This window comes from Streptomyces sp. SX-6 (assembly GCF_059089585.1).
In genome coordinates, this window is record NZ_JBTHHU010000027.1 from 1 (window position 1) to 22,021 (window position 22,021).

Consider the following 22,021-nt stretch of genomic DNA (forward strand, 5'->3'; position numbering starts at 1 on the left):
GGCGGAGGTAGTAGCTCGTGCAGCACGAGGTCGTCGCGCGCAGCGAGATCTCCGAGTCCGGACTCAGATCCGTGCTTCCTTGTGACACCGGGTGCGGGGCGGGCGCAGTGGCCGCCGCCGCGACCCCGGGCATGCCGACCGCTGCGGCGAACAGCGCAGCCGAAACCGCGGCCCTGCGGACACGGCGGGTACGCGTCATGGGTCTTCGCGTCACTGGTCTACCTCCTCAGGAGTGGGCCCTGTCGGCCGGGAGCCGACCGTAGGAGGAATAACAGTGCTCTGCGGACACCCTGTTGTCAGGAGCCAACTCCAGCCAATGGGGCGGGAGTTGACTCACGACTTCGCGTCGCGGGGAATGGCGGCGCGACGGCTCAGTTGACGCAGGGGATGCCGCCCTCCTTCACCGCCTCGCCCGCGAACTGGTTCTTGTCCGGCTCCGAAGAGGCCGGGCTCGACGCGGACTTCGACGGCGACGGGGAGGAGGCCGAGCCGCCGCTCGAGCTGGGTGTGAAGTCCGTACCCAGGGTGATCTGGACGTGGCCCGCCGGGACGGAGGACGTGTCGCGCGGGGCGGCGGTGACGCCGAGCCGCTTGGCGATCTGCTGGGCCGCGGCCTGGCCGCCCTTGCCGTAGGTGATGGTGGTGTGGGCCTGGGCGGGGTCGGTGTTGGACGACTGGCCGGCCGTATAGCCCAGGGCGGCCAGCGCCTTGAGCTCGTCGCCCGCGGCGCCGGTCTTGCCGGAGCCGTTGATGACGTCGACGGTGCCGGAGGCCGGCTTCTCGGGGGCGGAGGACTTCTTGCCCTTGTCGTCCTTGCCGTCCTTGCTCGCGGAGGCGGAGGGGTCGTGGTTGAAGGTCGCCTGCACGAGGGCGCGGACCTTCTCCTCGTTCACGAGCTCCACGTCCTCGTGGTTCCGCATGGCGGGGCCCTCGGTCGGCAGGGTGTTGAACTCGACCTTGCCGCCAGTGAGGTTGGTGGCCTGCTGGGCGAAGTCGAGCACGTTCAGGCCGCTGTCGATGACGAGGTCCTTCTTCACCACGCCGAACAGACCCTGCAGCTTGCTCAGGCTGTCGAAGACGCCCTGCGTCTTGAGCTTGTGGGTGACGGAGGAGAGGAATGCCTGCTGGCGGTGGGTGCGGTCGAGGTCGCCGCCGTCGAGGCCGTGGCGCTGGCGGACGAAGGCCAGGGCCTGCTTGGGGTTGACCTCCTGGAGGCCGGCCGGGAAGTCGGCGCCGGAATAGCGGTCCTTGACCGGGTGCTTGAGGCAGACCTGGATGGGCTGGAGGACCTTGGCGATGTCGTAGAAGCCGAGCAGGTTGACCTCGGCGAAGTGGTCGATCGGGACGCCGAGGAAGTTCTGGACGGTCGCGAGCGTCGCCTCGCGCCCCGCCTCGCGGCTCTGCGCCTCGAGGTCGTTGCCCTTGACGCCCTTGGCGTAGAGGCGGTCGTGGGCGCCGGTGTAGGCGTTGGAGTACGCCTCTTTGATCTTGTAGTGGCCCTGCGTCGAACCGTCGCCGTTGTAGGTCTGGACGTAGTCGTCGCGGGGGATGGAGAACGCCTGCACCTTGCCGCCGTCGGCGGGTATGTGCATCAGGATCAGCGTGTTGGTGTTGTAGTAACCGATGTCGCTGGATCCGGCGTGGAGTTGGTCCTGGACGAACTCCTTCGGCAGGTCATGACCGTTCATGTCCTTGCGGGAGTCCAGACCGATCAGCAGCAGGTTGACCGAGTCGTCGAGGTGCTTGGGACCGTTCTTGCCGATCTTGTCGAGGGCGTCGGAGGTGTTGAGGCCACCGGTGATCCAGTTGTACGTGGCCCAGGAGATGCCGCTGGTGGCCAGGATCGCGGCGGAGGCCACACCGGCCACGACCCGTCCGGCGACCACGCCGCGAGGCGTCTTCTTGCCGCCGCGGCGGCGCGCCGAGGAGCGGCCCCGGCCGCCGGAGTTCCTGCCGCGCCGTCCGGCGCCCGTCTCGTCAGCCACGGTTCTTCCTCCCGCTCGCGCCTCGCTTCACCTTCAGCCACCGCAACGCCAGCACCGCGAGCAGCGCGGCCTCGGCCGCCGCCATGGCCGGGAAGGCGTCGATGGCCCAGTGGACCGCCCCGGTGGTGAGCCCCTTGCCGTGGGCCCCGGTCTTGCCCGACAGTTGTTCGGAGACCACAGTGATCAGTGCGATGACAGGCGGCGGCGCGTACGCCACCCACCAGGCACCCGCACGCGAACACCGCAGCGCCGCGAGGGCCGCTCCGAGGGCCGCCGAGAACACGAAGATCAGGCCCAGCGAGGAGTTGATCAGCTCGTCCACGGCGGCGCCGGCCACCGGCAGTGCGAGGACCGGCAGCACCACCGAGCGGACGGAGCCGGACTGCGCCTGCTTCGGCCTGCGCCGGGCGCCCGCGTGCCCACGCGGCGCCGGAACCCGGCGTGATTCGCTCGGGGCCTTGGCCCGCCGGCTTGTCATTGGCATTCCACCCGCTCCGGATTGCATAGTTGCGCAATGTAGCAAGCATGGAGGCTACTCTGTACAGGCGTTCAGGGGAAAACCTGTGCGTATGACATAGGCGACAAAGCGCGTAAAAGGGGAAGGGGCCACATCGATGGCAGGGGTCAGAGGTGAGGATCCCTCGTCGCAGGCATTCGATGCGGCGGCCCTGATGTTCGGACTCCTGGCCTCCCCGCTGCGGTTGCACATCGTGTGGGCACTGGCCCAGGGTGAGTGCGACGTCACACAGCTGGCCCGCCGGGTGGGGGCGACGCCACAGGCCGTGAGCCAGCATCTGGCGCGGCTGAAACTCGCCGGGACGGTGCGTGCGCGCAGCGAGGGCCGCCACCAGATCTACGCGGTGACGGATCCCCGGCTGGACGCCGTGACCCGGACGATGCTGGCGATGACCGTGCAGGAGCCGGAGGACGACGCGGCCCACGGCTGACCGGCGTCTCACCATGCGGCGGCCCCGTGGCCGGATTCGGCCCCTCGTTAGACTCTGGAGGGACCGCAATACACATAAGCTGCGAGGAGCGCACGTGGGCCTTGTCGTGCAGAAGTACGGAGGCTCCTCCGTTGCCGATGCCGAGGGCATCAAGCGGGTCGCCAAGCGAATCGTGGAAGCCAAGAAGAACGGCCACCAAGTGGTCGTCGTGGTTTCCGCGATGGGTGACACGACGGATGAGTTGATCGACCTCGCCGGACAGGTATCGCCGATTCCTGCCGGGCGCGAGTTCGACATGCTGCTGACCGCCGGAGAACGCATCTCCATGGCCCTCCTGGCGATGGCGATCAAAAACCTCGGCCACGAGGCGCAGTCGTTCACCGGCAGTCAGGCCGGGGTCATCACGGACTCGGTCCACAACAAAGCGCGGATCATCGATGTCACGCCGGGGCGCATCCAGCAGTCCGTGGACGCGGGCAATATCGCGATCGTGGCGGGCTTCCAGGGTGTGTCCCAGGACAAGAAGGACATCACCACCCTGGGCCGCGGCGGCAGTGACACCACTGCCGTGGCCCTCGCCGCCGCGCTCAACGCCGAGGTCTGCGAGATCTACACGGACGTCGACGGTGTCTTCACCGCCGACCCGCGCGTGGTGAAGAAGGCGCGCAAGATCGACTGGATCTCGTTCGAGGACATGCTGGAACTGGCCAGTTCCGGCTCCAAGGTGCTGCTGCACCGCTGCGTCGAGTACGCACGCCGTTACAACATCCCGATCCATGTGCGGTCGTCCTTCTCGGGGCTCAGGGGCACGTGGGTCAGCAACGAGCCTCAAGGGGGCCAGCCGATGGAGCAGGCGATCATCTCGGGTGTCGCGCACGACACCTCCGAGGCGAAGGTCACCGTCGTCGGGGTGCCGGACAAGCCGGGCGAGGCCGCGACGATCTTCCGCGCGATCGCGGACGCCGAGATCAACATCGACATGGTCGTGCAGAACGTGTCGGCCGCGGCCACCGGGCTGACGGACATCTCCTTCACGCTGCCGAAGACCGAGGGCCGCAAGGCGATCGCGGCGCTGGAGAAGACGCGCAGCAAGATCGGCTTCGACAGCCTGCGCTACGACGACCAGATCGCCAAGATCTCGCTCGTCGGCGCCGGGATGAAGACCAACCCCGGCGTCACCGCGATGTTCTTCGAGGCCCTGTCCAACGCGGGCGTGAACATCGAGCTGATCTCGACCTCCGAGATCCGCATCTCGGTCGTCACGCGCGCCGACGACGTCAACGAGGCCGTGCGGGCCGTGCACACCGCCTTCGGCCTGGACTCCGAGACCGACGAAGCGGTCGTTTACGGAGGCACCGGCCGATAGGGCCGGTCCGGCCGGCCCCGGGGGTTCGTCCTCCGGGGCCGTATCGGCATGCCTGCTGCTCTCCTGCGCCCCTCTCAGAATCTCCCAGATTCGCACAGATCACTTAAGTGATGGCCCGTACACCGACTGCTCCGCAATACTGGGGAAGGTGTGAAGGTTCTGTGATCACCGCACTCAAGGGGTCTGGGTGCGGGGGGTGTTCAGGGATCACGGGTGGTTTCGGGGGATGAGGGAAGAGCTGGTACGCATGAGGGCACACGGCGCGCTGTCCCGCGCCACGCCACAAACCGCTGTTCCTCTCCCGTACAACCCTGACGGGGGGAAGCGTGTCCAACAGGCGTGGCAGAGGTCATCAGCATCGCGACAGCCCCGAGACGCGGCGCCGCGGCAGCGAATCCGCGTCCGCGTGCCGCGGGCGGTATGCCAGTGATCGCTCCCTGGTCCGCCCCCCGTCCTGCCAAGATCCCCGCCCAGGCGTCGCCCCAGACCGCACCGCAGTCGGTGCCGTCGCAGGGAGACGCTGACGAGGCGATGGCAGCGGGCACCACAGTCGACCATCTCACCGAGACCTACCGGGCCCACTACCGGTCGCTGCTCGGCCTAGCGGCGCTGCTCCTCGACGACACCGCGTCCTGCGAGGACGTCGTGCAGGAGGCGTTCATACGGGTGCACTCCGCGCGCGGACGAGTCCGTGACCCGGAGAAGACCCTCGCCTATCTGCGGCAGACCGTCGTCAACCTGTCCCGCTCCGCGCTGCGCCGCCGCATCCTCGGGCTGAAACTGCTGTCGAAGCCGATGCCCGACATGGCGAGCGCGGAAGAGGGTGCGTACGAGCAGCTGGAGCGCGACCAATTGATCAAGGCGATGCGCGGGCTGCAGCGACGGCAGCGAGAGGTACTCGTCCTGCGCTACTTCGCCGACATGACCGAGGCACAGGTGGCCGAGGTGCTGGGCCTGTCGATCGGCTCGGTCAAGGCATACGGCTCGCGGGGCATAGCGGCGCTCCGCGTCGCCATGGAGGCTCCGGCATGAACCATCACGATCCGGACGGCGCGCGGGAGTTCGGCACGCGCGGCGACGGGGCCGGCGGCGAGGGACTCGGCGAAGGGCTCGACGAGCAGGCGTTGCGGCAGCTGCTGCACGGTGCCGTCGACGGCATCGAGCCGACCGACGGTGCGCTGGAGCAACTGCGCCGTGCCGTGCCCGCCCGGCGGACACGGCGGCGGCAGGCCGTCGGCGGTGCCGTGGCCGCCGCGGTCCTGATGGCCGTGGCGCTGCCCGCCGCGCTGCGGGTCGCGGACACCGCCACCGACGGCACGGCGGACGGCCGTTCGACCAGCGCGACGAGCAGCCACCGGCATGCCACGGCCACCGCGCAGGGGCTGCCGCCCGACGAGGACGACAGCACCGGGGACGGCTACGCCCTGGGCGGCCCGAGCGGGACGGCCTCCCGGGACGGGCAGCGCAAGGGCACAGGGACCGGGGACCGGCCCTCCTCGCCCGCGAGCCCGGCCAGTGGCCTCCCCTCCGACCCGGCCGCCTCGCTCACGGCGATGGCTCCCGTCTGCGCGCGCGACCAGCTCGGCAAGGGCTCCGACACGGTCGGCGCCGCGGACCGGGCGGGCCGCGTCTACGGCGCGTTCCGGGTCGTCAACGTCTCGCGCGCCAGCTGTGCGGTGGCGGGGCCGGGCCTGGTCACCGCCAAGGTCAAGGGCGGGACGCAGGACGCACACGTCTCGGTGGTCGACCACACGCCGGGCGATCCGGCGCCGGGGCTGCCCGACCCGGGCGCTGACGGCGGCCAGCTGGTCCTCCAGCCCGGCCAGGCATACGAGGTCAGGTTCGCCTGGGTGCCGGTGGAGGGCGGCGGGCCGAACGGCTGCGCCAAGGCGAGCGGCGGGACCGCCACTCCGACGCCGAGCACGCGGAGCGCGTCCCCGGGCGCGGAGGCGGCGACGCCCGACGCCAAGCCGGACGCGTCGGCGACACCCACGCCCCAGCAGTCGGCGAGCGTGGTGCTCACCCACACCCCGGACGCGGGGGCCCCGGCGACGGGGGAGGCCAGCATCCCGGACGCCTGCGCCGGGACGGTCTACCGCACCGGGCCACTCGCTCCCACGCCCGCTCCTTAGGAGTGTCCGGACCCGGGGCCGGTGCGGCCCGGCGGGGCGCGGCCCGTACCGTGGGGGGCGTGTATCGGTTTCTGCTGACTCCCCGCTGGTGGGGGATCAACGTCTTCGTCCTGGTGGCCATTCCCTTCTGTCTGTTCATGGGCAGTTGGCAGATGGGCCGCTTCGAGACGCGCGTCGATTCGCATCGTGAGCAGCAGACGCACGCCGACGAGGCGCGCAAGGCGGCGGCCGAGCCGCTGCGCGGCCTGCTGCCGGTGAGCACCGAGACCTCCGGCCGCAAGGCCTCCGCGACCGGCCGCTACGACGCCGCGCACCAGCTGCTCGTGCCGGACCGCGAGCTGGGCGACCGCAACGGCTTCTACGTCCTGACGCTGCTGCGGACGGACGGCGGCAAGGCGCTGCCCGTCGTCCGCGGCTGGCTGCCCGGCGACGCGGGCTCCGCGGCGGACGCCGCGAAGGTCCCGGCACCGCCGGCCGGCCAGGTCACCGTGGCCGGTGCCCTCCAGGCGCCGGAGGGCCCGACCTCCAAGGGCGTGAAGTCCTCCGGCGGACTGCCCAAGGGCCAGCTCGGCGTGATCGGCGCGGCCTCGCTGGTCAACCTCGTGCCGTACGACGTGTACGACGCGTGGATCACCGTGCCGGAGGCGACCGGGGGCATGACCCCGGTGCCTCCCGCCGCCGCTCCCAACAGCGGCCTGGACCTCAAGGCGTTCCAGAACCTCGGCTACACCGGCGAGTGGTTCGTCTTCGCGGGCTTCGTCGTCTTCATGTGGTTCCGGCTCTTCCGCCGCGAGGTCGAGGCCGTCCGCGACCTGGCCCTCGGCATCATCCCCGAGCAGCCGGACGGCCCGGATCCGGACGGCCCAGATGACGCTCCACAAAAGCGATCTCCTGCCGGAGCTGCTTGATCCGCTCCTCCACCACGAGCGAGCCGTGGCCCGCGTCGTACCGGTAGACCTCGTGCGGGTGCCCGCGCTCCTCGAGGCGCCGCACATAGTTCTCGATCTGCCGGATCGGGCAGCGCGGGTCGTTCACGCCGGCCGAGATGTAGACCGGGGCGCGGACGTCGTCGACGTACGTCAGCGGTGACGACGCGGTGAACCGCTCCGGCACCTCCTCCGGGGTGCCGCCGAGCAGCGTGCGGTCCAGGGCCTTCAGGGCCTCCATCTCGTCGTGGTAGGCGGTCACGTAGTCCGCGACGGGCACCGCGGCGAGCCCCAGTGCCCAGGAGCCGGGCTGGGTGCCCACGCCGAGCAGCGTGAGATATCCGCCCCACGAACCGCCCGCCAGGACCAGGCGCTCGGGGTCGGCGAGCCCGGAGGCTATGGCCCACTCGCGCACGGCCGCGATGTCCTCGAGCTCGATCAGGCCGACCCGGTGCTTGAGCGCGTCCGTCCACGCGCGGCCGTAGCCGGTCGAGCCGCGGTAGTTGACCCGCACGACGGCGAAGCCGTGGTCCACCCAGGCCGCCGGGCCGGCGGTGAAGGCGTCGCTGTCGTGCCAGGTCGGGCCGCCGTGGATGTCGAAGACCGTCGGGAACGGGCCCTCGCCCTCGGGCTTCTGCACCAGTGCGTGCACCGTGCCGCCCGGGCCCTCGACCCAGACGTCGCCGACCGGGACCGAGTCGGGCGCCTCGGCGATGCCGTCCGCGCCGGCCGGCGGGTCCAGCACGACGTGACCGGCGGTGGACCGCACGACCGGGGGCTTCGCGGCCGAGGACCAGAGGAACTCCACCGAGCCGTCGGGGCGGGCGAGCGAGCCGGAGACCGTGCCGGGCGGGGTGTCGAGGCGGGACAGCTCGCCCTTGGCGAGGTCGTACCGCCACAGCTCGCTGCGGGCCTGGTGGCTGTGGTCGATGAGCAGGGCCGTGCCGTCGGGATACCAGTCCGCGCCCACCTCGCCGGGCAGGTCGATGTCGAGCGGGGTCTCCTCGCCCGTCACCACGTCCCACAGCATGGGCTCCCAGCGGCCGCGCCGCTGGTGGCAGACGAGGAGCCGGGAGTCCCCGTCGACCGGGGCGAAGCCCATGGCGGACAGGCCGAGTTCCTCGGTGCCGTCGCGGGTGTCGTCCAGCTCGCGGACCGTCGTGCCGTCCGTGCGGACGACGCGGATCGCCGAGTGCATGGCATCGCCGTGCTCGGTGTGCTCGACGGCGATCAGCGTGCCGTCGTGGGACAGGCCGCCGACGCCCGCCGACTCCGGGTGCCGGTAGATCTCGGCGGGCCCGGCACCGGGGCGCACGACGTGGACCGTCGAGCCGCCCTGGTCCGTGGAGCGGCCCACGACCACCGTGCCGTCCCGGCCCAGGGCGAGCCCGGCCGGGTAGGACGGCTCGAGGCCGGGGGTCGCCGGCTCGTCGGGCCCGCCGTGGAAGGGCTGGCGCATCCAGCTGCCGAACTCGTCGCCGTCGGTGTCCGAGAACCACCAGATCCACTCGCCGTCCGGCGACAGCGCCCCGTCCGTCGTGCCGTTGGGGCGGTCGGTCACCTGCCGCCGGGTGCCGGTCGCTCTGTCCCAGGCGTACAGCTCGAAGGTGCCCGTCGCGTTCGAGACGAACATCGACCGGTCCGGGGCGTCCTCCGCCCAGGAGGGAAGCCCCACGCGGGGCGCCCGGAAGCGCTTCTCCCAGTCGGGCACGGACGCATGGCCTCGCAGGGGCCCGTTGCTCTCAGTCATGCCCCCATTCTGCGCCGACCGACCGACAACGCGGCCGCGAGCACCGCAGTCTGTGGACGACTCCCGGCTTGTGGACAACCCGCTCACCCGCAGGGCTGATCTCCTGGAACTTCGTGCGACCCGAAGTCCCTTTGCCCGTACGCTTGTTGAGTGGCGGCAGTCGGTCACTCGGGCAGCGGCTGCCAGGAGTGGCGGTCCCCGTCCCGCTGCACGCGCCCGAAGACCACGTCGGCGAAGTGCACGCCGAAGCCGATCGTGCCGGGCTCCGCCAGCTCGGCGACGAGCCGGCGCCGGAAGTCCGCCGCCATCTCCGGGTCGTGGTCCGGGGCGGACGACCACTCGGGGTGCGCGATCTGGATGGAGGAGTGCATGGCGTCGCCGAGGACGATCAGCCGTTCCCCGCCGGAAGAGTCGGAAGAGTCGGAAGAGTCGGAAGAGTCGGAGGAGCCGGAAGAGTCGGAGGAGATGACGTAGGCGGCGTGCCCGGCCGTGTGGCCCGGCGTGAGCATCAGGCGCACGCCGGGGAAGATCTCCTCGCCGTCGGCCGCGGTGCGTACGTGCGGGGCCATCGCGTCGAGGATCTCCGCACCCGTGCCGTGCTCCTCGACGAAGTGGCGGTGCGACCACTCGGGTTCGGCCAGCACATGGTCGGCGTGGGCGAAGGCGAGCCGGTCGTCGCCGGGGGCGGGGAGGTAGAGCCAGCCGAGGTGGTCGATGTGCAGGTGCGTGATCGCCACCGCCTCGATCTCCTCCGGGCGGTGGCCGAGCGCCGCGAGGTTGTCCAGCAGCGCGCCGCCGTGGATGTCGCCGTAGGCGTTGCCCGGCTGTCCCGCGAGGGACACGGGGCCCATGCCCGCGTCGATCAGCAGCTTCCGGTCCCCGTGCTCGACCAGCAGGCCGCCGATGCTCGCCACCAGGTTCCCGGTGTCGTCGAGGTACTCGCGGTGGGCCTCCCACACCGAGTCGTCGGTGGCCGGAAACCAGCTGCGCGGCCTCAGCTGCACCGCCCCGTCCGGCACGTACGTCACCTTCACTTCGCCGAGCCGCAGCGAGCGCATCGGGGACGTGCGGCGCAGTCGTTCGTCCTGATTGTGTGCAAGGTCCGTCATGTCCCGCCTCTTACGTCGCGAAGTCCACAAGATCGAACATCAAGCATAAGGTTCTAGCTTGAATGATTCAAGCTAGAGATATTCTGGCTTGATCTGGTTGTTAGCCTGTGTCCCATGACGACCCGGGAATCCCACGCCATCGCCGAACGCGAGCTGTGCGGCCTGGTGGCCGGCCTGGCCCGCCGCATCGGCGATCACGTGCGCGAGCGCGCGGCCACGCTCGGGCTCACCGCCGCCCAGGCGATCGCGCTGCGCGAGCTCACCGGACCCATGACGATGCGGGAACTCGCCGACCGCATGAGCTGTGAGCCCTCCAACGCCACCTTCGTCGTCGACAAGCTCGAGAAGCACGGGCTCATCGAGCGTCACTCCCACCCCACCGACCGCCGTGCGAAGAGGCTGGTCCTCACCGCGGAGGGCCGCGCCCTGCGCGAGCGCCTGCTCGAACTCCTCGTCGAGGAGTCGCCCTTGGCGGGCCTGACCCTCGAAGAGCAGGGCGCCCTGCGGGAGTTGCTCGACCGGGCCGTGGTGCACCGCCGAAGCGGTCGATGAGGCGGTCGATAAGGCGGGAAACCTAGGTCTTTGTGCCGAGATCGGCCGGGACCAGGGACCGATTCCGGCACCCGCCGCCTCCGGTTAGCGTCGGGACCGCGAGTGGTCACCGGCCCCACGGGCGCCGCCCGCTTCCCCTGATCCTCGCCGGTTCCGTCGCCGATGCCCAACACCCGTGTCAGAACCGGCGAGATCATGGGGCGGGACGAAATCGGCGACCGGACCGGAGGAACCCTCACATGCCCAGCCGTACCGACTTGGTCGAGGACCTGATGGCACGCTTCCCGCAGGTACCGCGGGAAGCCGTCATCAAGGAGGACCTGCTGCGCGGAGGTATCGCCTTCGACGACTCCGCACTCAGCGACAACGAATCGGGCGACATCAAGCCGAAGTCGTACTTCATCTTCTCGTTCGACCACCGCACCCTCCCCGAACTGGGCGCCGCCGCGCTGCGCCGCCCGCCGGAGGAGATCGTGCTCACCGGAGGCCCGTACGCGCTGCGCCGCACGGTGGTGTCCGTCCGCGTGAACCCGGCCTCCCCGTACCGGGTGGCGGCCGGCGAGGACGGCATGCTCGGCCTCTACCTCGACGGGGCACGGATCGCGGAGGTGGGGCTGCCGCCGATGCCGGAGTACTACCGGCACACGCTGGCGAACGGCAAGTCGGTGATGGAGGTAGCACCGACCATCCAGTGGGGCTACCTCATCTACCTCACGGTCTTCAGGGTCTGCCAGTACTTCGGCGCCAAGCAGGAGTGCCAGTACTGCGACATCAACCACAACTGGCGCCAGCACAAGGCCGCGGGACGCCCGTACACGGGCGTCAAGCCGGTCGAGGAGGTCCTCGAGGCGCTCGAGATCATCGACCGTTACGACACGGCCCGCGCGTCCACCGCGTACACGCTGACCGGCGGCGCGGTCACCTCCCACGTCGGCGGGCGCGACGAGGCCGACTTCTACGGGCAGTACGCGAAGGCCATCGAGGAGCGTTTTCCCGGCCGTTGGATCGGCAAGGTCGTCGCCCAGGCCCTCCCCAAGGAGGACGTACAGCGCTTCCACGACCACGGCGTACGGATCTACCACCCCAACTACGAGGTGTGGGACCGGCGGTTGTTCGAGCTGTACTGCCCCGGCAAGGAGCAGTACGTCGGACGGGACGAATGGCACCGCCGCATCCTGGACTCCGCCGAGGTCTTCGGTCCCCGCAACGTGATCCCCAACTTCGTCGCGGGCGTGGAGATGGCCGAGCCCTTCGGCTTCACCAAGGTCGGCGAGGCCATCGACTCCACGGTCGAGGGCCTGCGGTTCTTCATGTCGCACGGCATCACACCGCGCTTCACCACCTGGTGCCCCGAGCCCACCACCCCGCTGGGCAAGGCCAATCCGCAGGGTGCGCCGCTCGAGTACCACATCCGGCTGCTCGAGGCCTACCGGGCGACGATGGAGGAGTACGGGCTGAACTCCCCGCCCGGCTACGGCCCCGCCGGGCCCGGGCGCGCGGTGTTCTCGGTCAGTTCGTTCATGGACAGCCTGTCCGCCTGACGTTCACAGGCTGTGCGGTTTCACAGGAGGCGGAGCCAGAACGCGCCCATGAGGGAGAGCGGACCGACGGCGGCGAGGGTGGACAGTGCGAGATAGCGCGCGTCACCCCGCAGCCGTCGGACGGCCGGTATGCGCGAGATGCCGAAGAGCACGGCCGCGTACGCGGCGATGACGATGGCCGGGGTCGCTATGAAGGGCAGCGCGTACACGCCGGACGCGGCGGCCCAGATGCCCAGCATCAGGCTGAGGCCCGACAACAGGGTGGTGCAGCCGAACGTCGCCATGTTGAGCAGTACCGCAGGGGCGATGAAGAGGATGCGGTCCGGCCGTGCGGGTGTGATCTCCATGAAGGCATCGTCCGGCGCGGTGCCGGACGGCCACATGAGTACAACTACTCAACTGCGTCTGAGTGGTGCGGCCCGGGGACGTCGTGAACGCGCCCCGTCCGCCCTGCCCTGGGGCCGGGTGAGGACGGGGCCCGGGGGCATCAGCTGATCGTCATCAGCTGATCTTGGAGAGGAGATCGTCGCGCTGCCGGTCGGTGAGGCCGCCCGCACGGCGGGCGCTGTCGATGCCGACGTTCTCCATCAGCGCGGTGACCTTCGCGGGGCCCAGGCCCGGTACGGCGCGCAGCAGCTGGGACACCTTCGTCTTGCCGATCATCGGGTCGTCCTTCGCCTTCCCGAGCACCGACTTCAGCTTCGCCTTGCCGTTGCGGATCGACTCCAGCAGAGCGGACCGGGCCTGTCGGGTTTCGCCGGCCTTCTTGAGAGCGGCGGCGCGCTGCTCGGCGGTCATGGGGGGCAGGGGCATGGCATTTCCTTAGGGTCCATGGCGAGTGGCCGATTTGTCCTGCCAGATCCTTACCGGATGCGGACCGGCATGCCCGGACCACACGCCGGGCGCGCGCCCGTTCGGCCCGCTCCGCGCGGCGGTACGCGGCACACGGACGGCATGCTGCCCGTGCGCCTTCGCCCTTCGCGCACGAGAATCCAAAGAAAGGACCGGCAGGAGGTGAGCCTCGTGGTGCGATCGGTGTCCGTCGGGGTCGACGGCTCCCCGGAGAGCCTGAGCGCTGCCGCCTGGGCGGGCCGGGAGGCGGAGCTGCGCGGCCTGCCGCTGCGCATCGTGCACGCCCTGGAGTGGCGGCAGGGCAACCAGCAGTTCCCGCTGGGCGCCTCGGCCCAGCGGGAGTGGGCGGAGAGTCGCATCGAGGCCGCGGCCCAGCGGCTCGTCGAGGCCCACCCCCGCCTGCGGGTCAGCGTGGACCGGGTGTCCGACCTGCCCGCGAAGGTGCTCGTCGACGCCGCCCGGGAGTCGGAGGTCCTGGCCCTGGGCTCGCGGGGCCTCGGCGCGCTGCGCGGGTTCCTGCTGGGCTCCGTGAGCCTGACGGTGATCGCCCATGCGACCGGGCCGGTCGTGGCGGTGCACGAACCCGAGGAGCTGTCCGGGCCGCCGGGGAACAGCCCCGTCGCGGTCGGCCTCGGCCACCACGAACCGTACGACCCGCTGCTCGCGTACGCCTTCGAGGCCGCCGCCCTGCGGGGCGCGGTGCTCCGCGTCGTCCAGGCCGTCGGCAGGACGGCCGCCGGGGAGCAGGAGCCGCGCGGCGCGGGTGCGCTGGCCGAGGCGCTGCGGCCCTGGCGCGAGCGGTGGCCCTCCGTCGAGGTGGACGAGTGGCTGTCCAGCGGTTCGGCGGGGCAGCACCTGGTGGAGGCCGCCGACGACGCCGGGTTGCTCGTCGTCGGACGCCGCGAGCCCCGGCCCGTCCCCGGCACGCGCATCGGGCCGGTGACGCACGGGGTCCTGCACCACGCGCGGTGCCCCGTCGCGGTGGTCCCGCAGAGCTGAGGCACTGCGCCGGGGGCGTGCGCGGTGCGCGCCTCCAGGCGGGTGGCCCGGCGGTGTTTTCGGGTGAGATGGCGGTTTTGTGGCCCATGATTCCGCCATGTGCTCCACCCTCACCCGACAGGCCTCTGCCGCGGGTTCCGTAGGTTCCGTAGGTTCCGCGGGTTCCGCGGGTTCCGTGCGCGACGCGCCCGTACCCCGGCGCCGTACGCGGATCCTCGCGCTGCCCGAGGCCCGCCGGTCCGCGGCCGCGCTGGTGCTGTTCCTGGCCGCGCTGCCCTCGCAGCTGCTCGGTGCCCCGGTGTGGGCGTGGGGGACGCTGTACGCGCTGGCCTACGCGGCCGGCGGCTGGGAGCCGGGGCGGGAGGGGCTGCGGGCCCTGCGCGCAAGGACCCTGGACGTCGACCTGCTGATGGTCGTCGCGGCGCTGGGCGCGGCGGCGATCGGGCAGGTGCCGGATGGTGCGCTGCTGATCGTCATCTTCGCGACCTCCGGCGCCCTCGAGGCCGTCGCCACCGCCCGGACCGCGGACTCGGTGCGCGGCCTGCTCGACCTGGCGCCCGCCACCGCCACCCGGCTCCGCGACGACGGCACCGAGGAGACAGTGCCCACTGCCGGACTCGCCGCGGGCGACACCGTGCTCGTCCGCCCCGGTGAGCGCATCGGCGCCGACGGCCGGATCGTGGACGGTACGAGCGAGGTCGACCAGGCCACCATCACCGGCGAGCCCCTGCCCGTGGTCAGGGCGCCGGGCGACGAGGTCTTCGCCGGCACTCTCAACGGCACCGGCGCACTGCGGGTGAAGGTCGAGCGGGACCCGTCGGACTCGGTGATCGCCCGGATCGTGGCCATGGTCGAGGAGGCGTCCGGGACCAAGGCGCCGACGCAGCTGTTCATCGAGAAGGTCGAGCAGCGGTACTCGATCGGCATGGTCGCGGCCACGCCTGCCGTCTTCGCCGTCCCCCTGGCCTTCGGCGCGGGCCTGACCGATGCGCTGCTGAGGGCGATGACCTTCATGATCGTCGCCTCGCCGTGCGCGGTGGTGCTGGCCACCATGCCGCCCCTGCTGTGCGCCATCGCCACCGCCGGACGAAACGGCGTGCTGGTCAAGTCGGCCGTCGTCATGGAGCGCCTCGGGCAGGCCGACGCCGTCGCCCTCGACAAGACCGGCACCCTGACCGAGGGCACCCCGAGGGTCACCGACGTCCGCCCGCTCGAAGGCTCCGGCCTGGACGAGGACGCGCTGCTGACCCTCGCGGCGGCGGCCGAGCACCCCAGCGAACACCCGCTGGCCCGCGCGGTCGTGGCCGCCGCCCGCGCCCGCGGCCTGGCCGTCCCGCCGGCGGCGGACTTCGCCTCCGCGCCCGGCACCGGCGTCACCGCCACGGTCGGGGGCCGCCGGGTCGCGGTCGGCAGCCCCGCGGTCGACAGCCACGCCTGCCGCCCGGCCTCCGCCGTGGCCGCCGGGCTGGAGCGGGAGGGCCGCACCGCGGTCCTCGTCGAGGCCGACGGCGCCCCCGCGGGCGTACTCGGCCTCGCCGACCGCCTCCGCCCGGACGCCGCCCGCACCGTCGCCGCGCTCACCGCGCTGACCGGCACCGCCCCGGTCCTGCTCACCGGCGACAACCCGCGCGCCGCTGCACGCCTCGCCGGGGAGGCCGGCATCACGGACGTACGGGCCGGACTCCTGCCGCAGGACAAGGTGGACGCCGTCCGCGCACTCGAGTCCGCCGGGCGCACGGTGCTGCTGGTCGGCGACGGCGTCAACGACGCCCCCGCCCTGGCCGCCGCCCACACCGGCGTCGCGATGGGCCGCGCGGGCTGCGACCTGGCCCTGGAGACCGCCGACGCCGTCGTCGTACGCGACGAACTCGCCACCGTCCCGGCCGTGATGGCCCTCTCCCGCCGCGCCCGCCGCCTGGTCGTGCAGAACCTCGTCATCGCCTCGGCGTTCATCACCGGCCTGGTCGTGTGGGACCTCGCCGGCACCCTCCCGCTGCCCCTCGGAGTCGCGGGCCACGAGGGCTCCACCATGATCGTCGGCCTCAACGGCCTGCGGCTGTTGCGGGATGCGGCCTGGCGTCGTGGCCGTTCCGGCTGAGGGTTATGGTCGACAGGCGAGTGTGAACGAAGGGAAAGGCGCGGCAGTGACGATCGGCCAGGCAGGTGGCAGGGCGGGAGCCCGGCTGCTGGCTGTGTGCGCGGTCCTGCTCGGCCTGTTCCTCATGCACGGCAACCCGGCCGCCGCGTCCGGTGGTTGCCACGGCGGTGAGACGCCGGGCATGGCGATGCCGATGTCGACGTCCATGTCTATGTCGACGTCCATGTCCATGGGCGGCCATGCGACCGCCGGCATGCCGGCGGAGGGGCACAAGGCGGACGCCGCACCGGGCACGGGTGGCACGCTGTGCGTCGCGGTCCCGGCCCGCGGCGGGGCGCTGACGGCGGCAAGTGCGCTGCTGGCGCTCGCCGTTGCGATCCTCGCCGGGTGGAACCCGCCGGGTGCGCCCCGGGCGCTGCGACGGGCCCGTCGCCGGGCACCGCCGGGAGGCGGGCGGGAGCTGCTGCTCCGGATGTGCATCGCGCGGACGTGACAGGCGCCATCGATTCGGCGTCCTGTTCACTTCGCGCTGCCGTCATGCGGCGCGCATCACCGGAAAGACCACAACACCATGTCTGTTTCCTCCCGTTCGGCCGCGATTGCCGCCGTCGCCGCGCTCTCCCTGGCGCTGACCGCCTGCGGCTCGTCGAAGGACTCCTCCGACTCGTCTGCGAAGCCGTCCGAAGCTTCCTCTTCCTCCATGTCGTCATCGATGCCCGGCATGGACCACAGCGCCATGGCCGCCGCCGGTGACGGCCTGTCCGACGCCAAGGACGGCTACCGTCTCGCCTCCGACGCCAAGGAGCTCCCGGTCGGCAAGGCCACCGGCTACCGGTTCACGATCACCGGCCCGGACGGCAAGCCGGTCACCGGCTTCGCCCTGGACCAGACCAAGCGGATGCACTTCTACGCCGTCCGCTCCGACCTGACCGGCTTCCAGCACCTGCACCCGGAGATGGCCCAGGACGGCACCTGGACCGCCGACCTGGCCGCCCTGGAGCCGGGCACGTGGCGGACGTTCACGTCCTTCATCCCCGACAGCGGGCCGGGCAAGGGCAAGGACTTCGTCCTCAGCCGCACCGTCACCGTCCCGGGCGAGGCGAAGAACACCCCGCTGCCGGCCGCCTCCGCGAGCACCCAGGTGGACGGCTACACGGTGACCGTCAAGGGCGAGCTGATGGCCGGCATGGCCCACCCCGTGACCGTCAGCATCGCCAAGGACGGCAAGCCCGTCACCGACCTCCAGCCCTACCTGGAGACCTACGCCCACATGACGGCCTTCCACGAGGGCGACCAGGCCTTCGCCCACCTCCACCCGGAGACCAAGGTCAACGGTGACCACGGCGGGCCCGACCTGTCCTTCCATGCCAAACTCGACAAGCCGGGCAACTGGCGCCTCTTCCTCCAGTTCCGCACCGGCGGCAAGCTCCACACCGCCGCGCTGACCCTGAGCGTGAAGTAGCAGAGAAAAAAGGGAAGTTTGCGCGCAGCCGCCTGCCGGGTGAATTCTCGGCGGCGGCCGCGCCGCAGCAACTGGCCGCGCCATGACCGGAATTCGGCCGGGGAATTCCTCTCCCCGGCCGCTTTGAGCGCCACATCCGCCATCCCCGCTGGTCAGGTGCCATGCGTGACTCGCTTGTGTTTGACCGGTTTTGCAGGCCTACCGACCATCTTCTGCTGCTGGGTGCTTGGCTTTCGTAAAGCTGTGACAAGACAACGACAATGTCACTTCACAAAAGCCGAGGTCGGCGTACTAGGGTTCGAGGCGCGCCATCAGTGCGCGTCACACGGGGGTTTGACTTGGCTGGCACAGTTTTTGCGGTTTCGCCTGCCCAGCATGAAATCTTGCTGGCCGAACGATTGGATCCGAACGGTCCTCAACCGCGGATCGGCGAATACCTGGAAATTCGCGGCGCGATCGACACGGAGCTTTTCGAGTCCGCGCTCCGGCGGGCGATCCACGAAGCGGAGCCCTTCCGTGTGCGGATCGTCGAGGATGACGGTGGCGAGCCACAGCAGGTCCCCGTTTCGTTCGACGACTTGGTCTTCCCGGTCCTCGACGTCAGCACCGAGCCGGACCCCGCCGAGGCGGCCAGGGCATGGATGCGGGCCGACCTGGTCCGGCGGATGCCGCTCGCGACCGGCCCGCTGTTCTCCTACGCGCTGTTCCGGCTCGGCCCCGAACACTTCTTCTGGTACGTGAGCGGTCATCACATCGTCGCGGACGGACACAGCGGCGCGATGATCTCCTTGCGGGTCGCCGAGTTGTACAGCGCCGCGGTCGCCGGCCGTACGCCTGCCCCGGCGGCGTTCGGCAGCCTTCACACCCTCCTGGAGAACGACCGACGGTACCGGGAGTCTCCGGCCTTCGAGGCCGACCGGGCCTACTGGACCGGGCGGTTCGCCGGCGCGCCCCGGCCGGCCCGGCTGGCCGGGGCCCCGTCCGCGGTCCCCGACCGCAACCTCACCGAGACCGGCTTCCTCACCGAGGCCGAGACCGCACAACTGCGCGCCGCCGCGCGGCAGGCCCGTACCCACTGGTCCGTCCTGCTGATCGCCGCCACCGCCGCCTACCTGCACCGGATGACCGGTGAGCACGACATCGTCCTCACCCTGCCGGTGGCCGCACGCCCCGACGCCGAACTCCGCACCGTCCCGAGCATGCTCTCCAACGTGCTGCCGCTGCACACGGAGATCCGTCCGGACCAGTCGGTGTACGACCTGATACGGCAGGTCTCGTCCGAGTTCCGCCTGCTCCTGAAGCACCAGCGCTATCGGGGGGAACACCTCGCCCGTACGCTCAAGGTGCCAGCCGCGGAATCGTTTCTGACGGGGCCGCAGGTCAACATCATGTCGTTCGACTACGACCTGGAGTTCGCCGGACACCGGGCCGAGGCGCACAACCTCACCCAGGGCCTGGTCGACGACATCTCCGTCACCGCGTACGACCGCTCGGACGGCTCGAGCCTGCGGATCGACCTGGTCGCCAACCCCGAGCTCCACAGCCCCGAGGAGTTGCGGGTCCACCACCGGCGCTTCATGGAACTGTTGCGCGGGTTCATCGCGCCGGGCGCCCAGGACCGGCCGGTCGGCGCCATCGACCTGGCCACCGAGGAGGAGCGCTTCGCGCTGCTGGCCGAGGCGAGGGAGAACCGCCGCAAGGACCACGAGACCACGCTGCCCGAGCTGTTCGCGGCCCAGGCTGCCCGTACTCCCGCCGCCACGGCCGTGATCTGCGGTGAACAGGAGCTCACCTACCGCGAGGTGGACCTCGCCTCGAACCGGCTCGCCCGGCTGCTGATCGCCGAGGGCGCGGGTCCGGACAGGATCGTCGCGATGGCGGCGCCCCGGTCGGCGGAGATGGTCGTCGGCCTGCTGGCGATCCTCAAGGCCGGAGCCGGCTACCTGCCCGTCGACCCGGAGTACCCGGCCGAGCGCATCGCCTTCATGCTCCAGGACGCCGGGCTGGCGCTGCTCCTCACCACCACGGGGACCCTCGCCGGCCTGCCGGACACGGACGTCCGCACCGTGGTGCTCGACGCACCTGGCACCGGGCAGGCGCTCGAGCGGCAGTCCGACGCCGCCCTCGACGACCGGGACCGCCCCGGCCGGCTGGAGCCGGGGCACATCGCGTACGTCATCTACACCTCCGGCACCACCGGGCGGCCCAAGGGCGTGGTGATGCCCACGAGCGCCCTGGTCAACCTGCTGACCTGGCACAACGACGACCTGCCGGCGGAACCGGGCACCAGGACCGCCCAGTTCACCGCGCTCAGCTTCGACGTCTCCGTGCAGGAGATCACCTCCGCGCTCCTCCACGGCAAGACCCTGGTCATCCCGGACGACGACATACGCCGCGATCCGGACCGCCTGGTCGAGTGGCTGGACGCGTACCGGGTCAACGAGCTCTTCGCGCCCAACCTGGTGATCGAGGCCGTCTGCGAGGCAGCCGTCGCGCAGGACCGGGACCTGCCCGCGCTGCGCGTACTGGCCCAGGGAGGCGAGGCCCTGACACCGACCCGCAGCATCCGCGCGTTCTGCGGCCGGGTGCCGGGCCGACGGCTGCACAACCACTACGGGCCCTCCGAGACCCACTTGACCACCGCCTACACCCTGGCGGCCGACCCTGGTGACTGGCCGTCCTCGGTGCCGATCGGCCGGCCGATACCCAACGTGTCGGGCTATGTGCTGGACGGCGGGCTGCGCCTGGTCCCGCCGGGCACGCCGGGTGAGCTCTACCTGGCCGGTACGTCGCTCGCCCGGGGCTACCTGAACCGGCCGGCCCTGACCGCGGAGCGCTTCGCCCCCGACCCCTTCGGCGACCCCGGCAGCCGGATGTACCGCACCGGCGACCTGGTCCGCCGGCTGCCCGGCGGCGATCTGCAGTACCTCGGCCGCATCGACCACCAGGTGAAGATCCGGGGGTTCCGCATCGAACTGGGCGAGGTCGCCTCCGCGGTCATGGCCTGCCCCGGGGTCGCCCGGGCCGAGGTCCTGGTCCGCGAGGACCGCTCGGGCGGCAACTGCCTGGTCGCGTACGTGGTGCCGGAGGCAGGTCCGGTGGACCCGGCGGCCGTACGCGCCTACGCCCGGGAGCAGGTGCCCGCGCACATGGTGCCCGCCGCGGTCGTCGTGCTCGACGCCTTTCCGCTGACACCCAACGGGAAACTGGACCGACGGGCGCTGCCCGAGCCCGAGTTCACCGCGGCCGCCGCGTCGCGAGCGCCGCGCACCGAGCGGGAGCGGGCCGTGGCGGCACTCTTCGCCGAGGTTCTCGGGGCCCAACCGGCCGGTGTCGACGACGACTTCTTCGAACTCGGCGGGCACTCGATGCTGGCCGCCCGGCTGGTCTCCAGGGTTCGGGCCTTGTTTCACGTGGAACTTGGCGTCCGGGACCTGTTCGAGGCCCCGACCGTCGCCGCACTTGCCCGGCGCGTCGACGCCGCCGGTCCGGCCGCGAACGCGCTGGAGGTGCTGCTGCCGCTGCGTGCGCAGGGCGAACTCCCGCCGCTGTTCTGCATCCACCCCGGCGCGGGCACCAGCTGGTCGTACCAGGGCCTGCTCCGTCACCTCGGCCCGGACCGGCCGGTGTACGGCCTCCAGTCCCGCGGGCTGACGGAGCCCGGTCGGATGCCCGGCAGTATCGAGGAGGCCGCGGCCGACTACCTCGCGCAGATCCGGGCCGTCCAGCCCACCGGCCCGTACCACCTGCTGGGCTGGTCCTTCGGCGGGCTGGTGGCGCACGCCATGGCGACCGCGCTGCAGGCCGAGGGCGAGGAGGTCGCCCTGCTGGCCGTGCTCGACTCCTACCCTTACCGGGGTGCCGTCGTGGAGGTCCCGAGGCTCGACGAACGGGAGTTCACGGACATCGTGCTCGGCGGCGACGGCCAGTTGCCCGACGAGGTGCCCGCGGATCTGCTGCTCGGAGTCTTCCAGCGCAACGTCGAGCTGATGGCCTCGTTCACCCCCGGCCGCTTCCGCGGCGACCTTCTCTTCTTCGCCGCCACCATTCCGGACCCCACCGACCCGTTCGAGGCCGGCCGTACCTCCGCCCAGGCATGGCGGTCCCATGTGGACGGCGCGATCCACGTCCACGACGTGACCGCGACCCACCACCGGATGACCGCACCGGAGGCCCTGGCACAGCTCGGGCCCGTACTGGCCGGCCACCTCTGACTCCTGCGAGGCCGGCAAGCCTCGCCGAAACCTTCTCAACACGCGTCAACAGACGCCTATTCGCCATGCATTGACGAGCTGGAGACAC

General features: G+C 71.4%; 20 protein-coding genes. 12 read left to right on the plus strand and 8 right to left on the minus strand.

The genetic code is table 11. The annotated features are described in order from the left end of the window. From ACV530_RS26680 to ACV530_RS26690, 3 genes are all read right to left on the minus strand, one after another. The coding region (locus tag ACV530_RS26680) for a hypothetical protein (protein WP_494335166.1) at positions 1 to 214 on the minus strand (214 nt) is incomplete at its 3' end. A gap of 157 nt (positions 215 to 371) precedes the next feature. Next, positions 372 to 1,985: an LCP family protein gene (locus ACV530_RS26685; protein WP_494335167.1), complete on the minus strand. Its 1,614-nt coding sequence runs from the start codon at positions 1,983 to 1,985 to the stop codon at positions 372 to 374. After that, positions 1,978 to 2,463 carry a DUF6542 domain-containing protein gene (locus ACV530_RS26690; protein ID WP_494335168.1) on the minus strand — a complete coding sequence of 162 codons (486 nt, stop codon included), beginning with the start codon at positions 2,461 to 2,463 and terminating at the stop codon, positions 1,978 to 1,980. Before ACV530_RS26690 ends, ACV530_RS26685 begins: the two co-directional genes overlap by 8 nt. 136 nt (positions 2,464 to 2,599) lie before the next feature. Here ACV530_RS26690 and ACV530_RS26695 point away from each other — a divergent pair, with 136 nt between their 5' ends. From ACV530_RS26695 to ACV530_RS26715, 5 genes are all read left to right on the plus strand, one after another. Then, the gene (locus ACV530_RS26695) at positions 2,600 to 2,932 is read left to right on the plus strand and encodes an ArsR/SmtB family transcription factor (RefSeq protein WP_494335169.1); all 333 of its coding nucleotides are present in this window, start codon (positions 2,600 to 2,602) and stop codon (positions 2,930 to 2,932) included. A 94-nt stretch (positions 2,933 to 3,026) separates the two neighbouring features. Further along, a complete protein-coding gene (locus ACV530_RS26700; RefSeq protein WP_494335170.1) occupies positions 3,027 to 4,298 on the plus strand; it encodes an aspartate kinase in 1,272 nt (423 codons plus the stop codon). 339 nt (positions 4,299 to 4,637) lie between these two features. After that, entirely contained in the window at positions 4,638 to 5,330 is a 693-nt protein-coding gene (locus ACV530_RS26705) for a SigE family RNA polymerase sigma factor (protein WP_494335171.1), read from the plus strand. After that, on the plus strand, positions 5,327 to 6,430 hold the full coding sequence (locus ACV530_RS26710) for a hypothetical protein (protein WP_494335172.1): 1,104 nt from the start codon (positions 5,327 to 5,329) through the stop codon (positions 6,428 to 6,430). Before ACV530_RS26705 ends, ACV530_RS26710 begins: the two co-directional genes overlap by 4 nt. A gap of 59 nt (positions 6,431 to 6,489) precedes the next feature. Then, complete coding sequence (locus ACV530_RS26715; protein ID WP_494335173.1) at positions 6,490 to 7,338, plus strand: SURF1 family protein; 849 nt, start codon at positions 6,490 to 6,492, stop codon at positions 7,336 to 7,338. Here ACV530_RS26715 and ACV530_RS26720 read toward each other — a convergent pair. Further along, the gene (locus ACV530_RS26720; protein WP_494335174.1) at positions 7,256 to 9,106 is read right to left on the minus strand and encodes a S9 family peptidase; all 1,851 of its coding nucleotides are present in this window, start codon (positions 9,104 to 9,106) and stop codon (positions 7,256 to 7,258) included. The genes ACV530_RS26715 and ACV530_RS26720 overlap by 83 nt on opposite strands. 164 nt (positions 9,107 to 9,270) lie before the next feature. Then, the gene (locus tag ACV530_RS26725; RefSeq protein WP_494335175.1) at positions 9,271 to 10,215 is read right to left on the minus strand and encodes an MBL fold metallo-hydrolase; all 945 of its coding nucleotides are present in this window, start codon (positions 10,213 to 10,215) and stop codon (positions 9,271 to 9,273) included. 114 nt (positions 10,216 to 10,329) lie between these two features. On the opposite strand from ACV530_RS26725, the gene ACV530_RS26730 reads away from it, so the two are divergent. Together ACV530_RS26730 and ACV530_RS26735 are read left to right on the plus strand one after the other, a co-directional pair. Then, positions 10,330 to 10,767, plus strand: coding sequence for a MarR family winged helix-turn-helix transcriptional regulator (locus ACV530_RS26730; RefSeq protein ID WP_494335176.1), 438 nt, complete (start codon positions 10,330 to 10,332; stop codon positions 10,765 to 10,767). 239 nt (positions 10,768 to 11,006) lie between these two features. Continuing rightward, entirely contained in the window at positions 11,007 to 12,308 is a 1,302-nt protein-coding gene (locus ACV530_RS26735) for a radical SAM protein (RefSeq protein WP_494335177.1), read from the plus strand. A gap of 20 nt (positions 12,309 to 12,328) precedes the next feature. Here ACV530_RS26735 and ACV530_RS26740 read toward each other — a convergent pair whose 3' ends face one another. Both ACV530_RS26740 and mihF read right to left on the minus strand, forming a co-directional pair. Then, positions 12,329 to 12,655 carry a hypothetical protein gene (locus ACV530_RS26740; protein ID WP_494335178.1) on the minus strand — a complete coding sequence of 109 codons (327 nt, stop codon included), beginning with the start codon at positions 12,653 to 12,655 and terminating at the stop codon, positions 12,329 to 12,331. A gap of 154 nt (positions 12,656 to 12,809) precedes the next feature. Further along, complete coding sequence (gene mihF, locus ACV530_RS26745; protein ID WP_494335179.1) at positions 12,810 to 13,121, minus strand: integration host factor, actinobacterial type; 312 nt, start codon at positions 13,119 to 13,121, stop codon at positions 12,810 to 12,812. A gap of 210 nt (positions 13,122 to 13,331) precedes the next feature. Here mihF and ACV530_RS26750 point away from each other — a divergent pair, with 210 nt between their 5' ends. The 3 genes from ACV530_RS26750 (at position 13,332) to ACV530_RS26760 (ending at position 16,750) form a co-directional block, all read left to right on the plus strand. Further along, entirely contained in the window at positions 13,332 to 14,159 is an 828-nt protein-coding gene (locus tag ACV530_RS26750) for a universal stress protein (protein WP_494335180.1), read from the plus strand. Between the two features lie 97 nt (positions 14,160 to 14,256). After that, complete coding sequence (locus ACV530_RS26755) at positions 14,257 to 16,257, plus strand: heavy metal translocating P-type ATPase (RefSeq protein WP_494335181.1); 2,001 nt, start codon at positions 14,257 to 14,259, stop codon at positions 16,255 to 16,257. Positions 16,258 to 16,303: 46 nt separating this feature from the next. Further along, a complete protein-coding gene (locus ACV530_RS26760; protein WP_494335182.1) occupies positions 16,304 to 16,750 on the plus strand; it encodes a hypothetical protein in 447 nt (148 codons plus the stop codon). 56 nt (positions 16,751 to 16,806) lie between these two features. On the opposite strand, the gene ACV530_RS26765 is transcribed toward ACV530_RS26760, so the two are convergent. Then, positions 16,807 to 16,980, minus strand: coding sequence for a hypothetical protein (locus tag ACV530_RS26765; RefSeq protein ID WP_494335183.1), 174 nt, complete (start codon positions 16,978 to 16,980; stop codon positions 16,807 to 16,809). On the opposite strand from ACV530_RS26765, the gene ACV530_RS26770 reads away from it, so the two are divergent. After that, entirely contained in the window at positions 16,979 to 17,719 is a 741-nt protein-coding gene (locus ACV530_RS26770) for a DUF8832 domain-containing protein (protein WP_494335184.1), read from the plus strand. The genes ACV530_RS26765 and ACV530_RS26770 overlap by 2 nt on opposite strands. Before the next feature lie 260 nt (positions 17,720 to 17,979). Further along, complete coding sequence (locus ACV530_RS26775; RefSeq protein ID WP_494335185.1) at positions 17,980 to 21,933, plus strand: amino acid adenylation domain-containing protein; 3,954 nt, start codon at positions 17,980 to 17,982, stop codon at positions 21,931 to 21,933. Positions 21,934 to 22,021 lie beyond the last annotated feature (88 nt).

Bases quoted from the DNA above. Each gene is read 5' to 3' on its own strand.
- ACV530_RS26690 (WP_494335168.1), bottom strand. From the start codon at position 2,463: ATGACAAGCCGGCGGGCCAAGGCCCCGAGCGAATCACGCCGGGTTCCG.
- ACV530_RS26695 (WP_494335169.1), top strand. From the start codon at position 2,600: ATGGCAGGGGTCAGAGGTGAGGATCCCTCGTCGCAGGCATTCGATGCG.
- ACV530_RS26710 (WP_494335172.1), top strand. From the start codon at position 5,327: ATGAACCATCACGATCCGGACGGCGCGCGGGAGTTCGGCACGCGCGGC.
- ACV530_RS26720 (WP_494335174.1), bottom strand. From the start codon at position 9,106: ATGACTGAGAGCAACGGGCCCCTGCGAGGCCATGCGTCCGTGCCCGAC.
- ACV530_RS26725 (WP_494335175.1), bottom strand. From the start codon at position 10,215: ATGACGGACCTTGCACACAATCAGGACGAACGACTGCGCCGCACGTCC.
- ACV530_RS26730 (WP_494335176.1), top strand. From the start codon at position 10,330: ATGACGACCCGGGAATCCCACGCCATCGCCGAACGCGAGCTGTGCGGC.
- ACV530_RS26735 (WP_494335177.1), top strand. From the start codon at position 11,007: ATGCCCAGCCGTACCGACTTGGTCGAGGACCTGATGGCACGCTTCCCG.
- ACV530_RS26740 (WP_494335178.1), bottom strand. From the start codon at position 12,655: ATGGAGATCACACCCGCACGGCCGGACCGCATCCTCTTCATCGCCCCT.
- mihF (WP_494335179.1), bottom strand. From the start codon at position 13,121: ATGCCCCTGCCCCCCATGACCGCCGAGCAGCGCGCCGCCGCTCTCAAG.
- ACV530_RS26755 (WP_494335181.1), top strand. From the start codon at position 14,257: ATGTGCTCCACCCTCACCCGACAGGCCTCTGCCGCGGGTTCCGTAGGT.
- ACV530_RS26770 (WP_494335184.1), top strand. From the start codon at position 16,979: ATGGACCACAGCGCCATGGCCGCCGCCGGTGACGGCCTGTCCGACGCC.
- ACV530_RS26765 (WP_494335183.1), bottom strand. From the start codon at position 16,980: ATGCCGGGCATCGATGACGACATGGAGGAAGAGGAAGCTTCGGACGGC.
- ACV530_RS26775 (WP_494335185.1), top strand. From the start codon at position 17,980: ATGTCACTTCACAAAAGCCGAGGTCGGCGTACTAGGGTTCGAGGCGCG.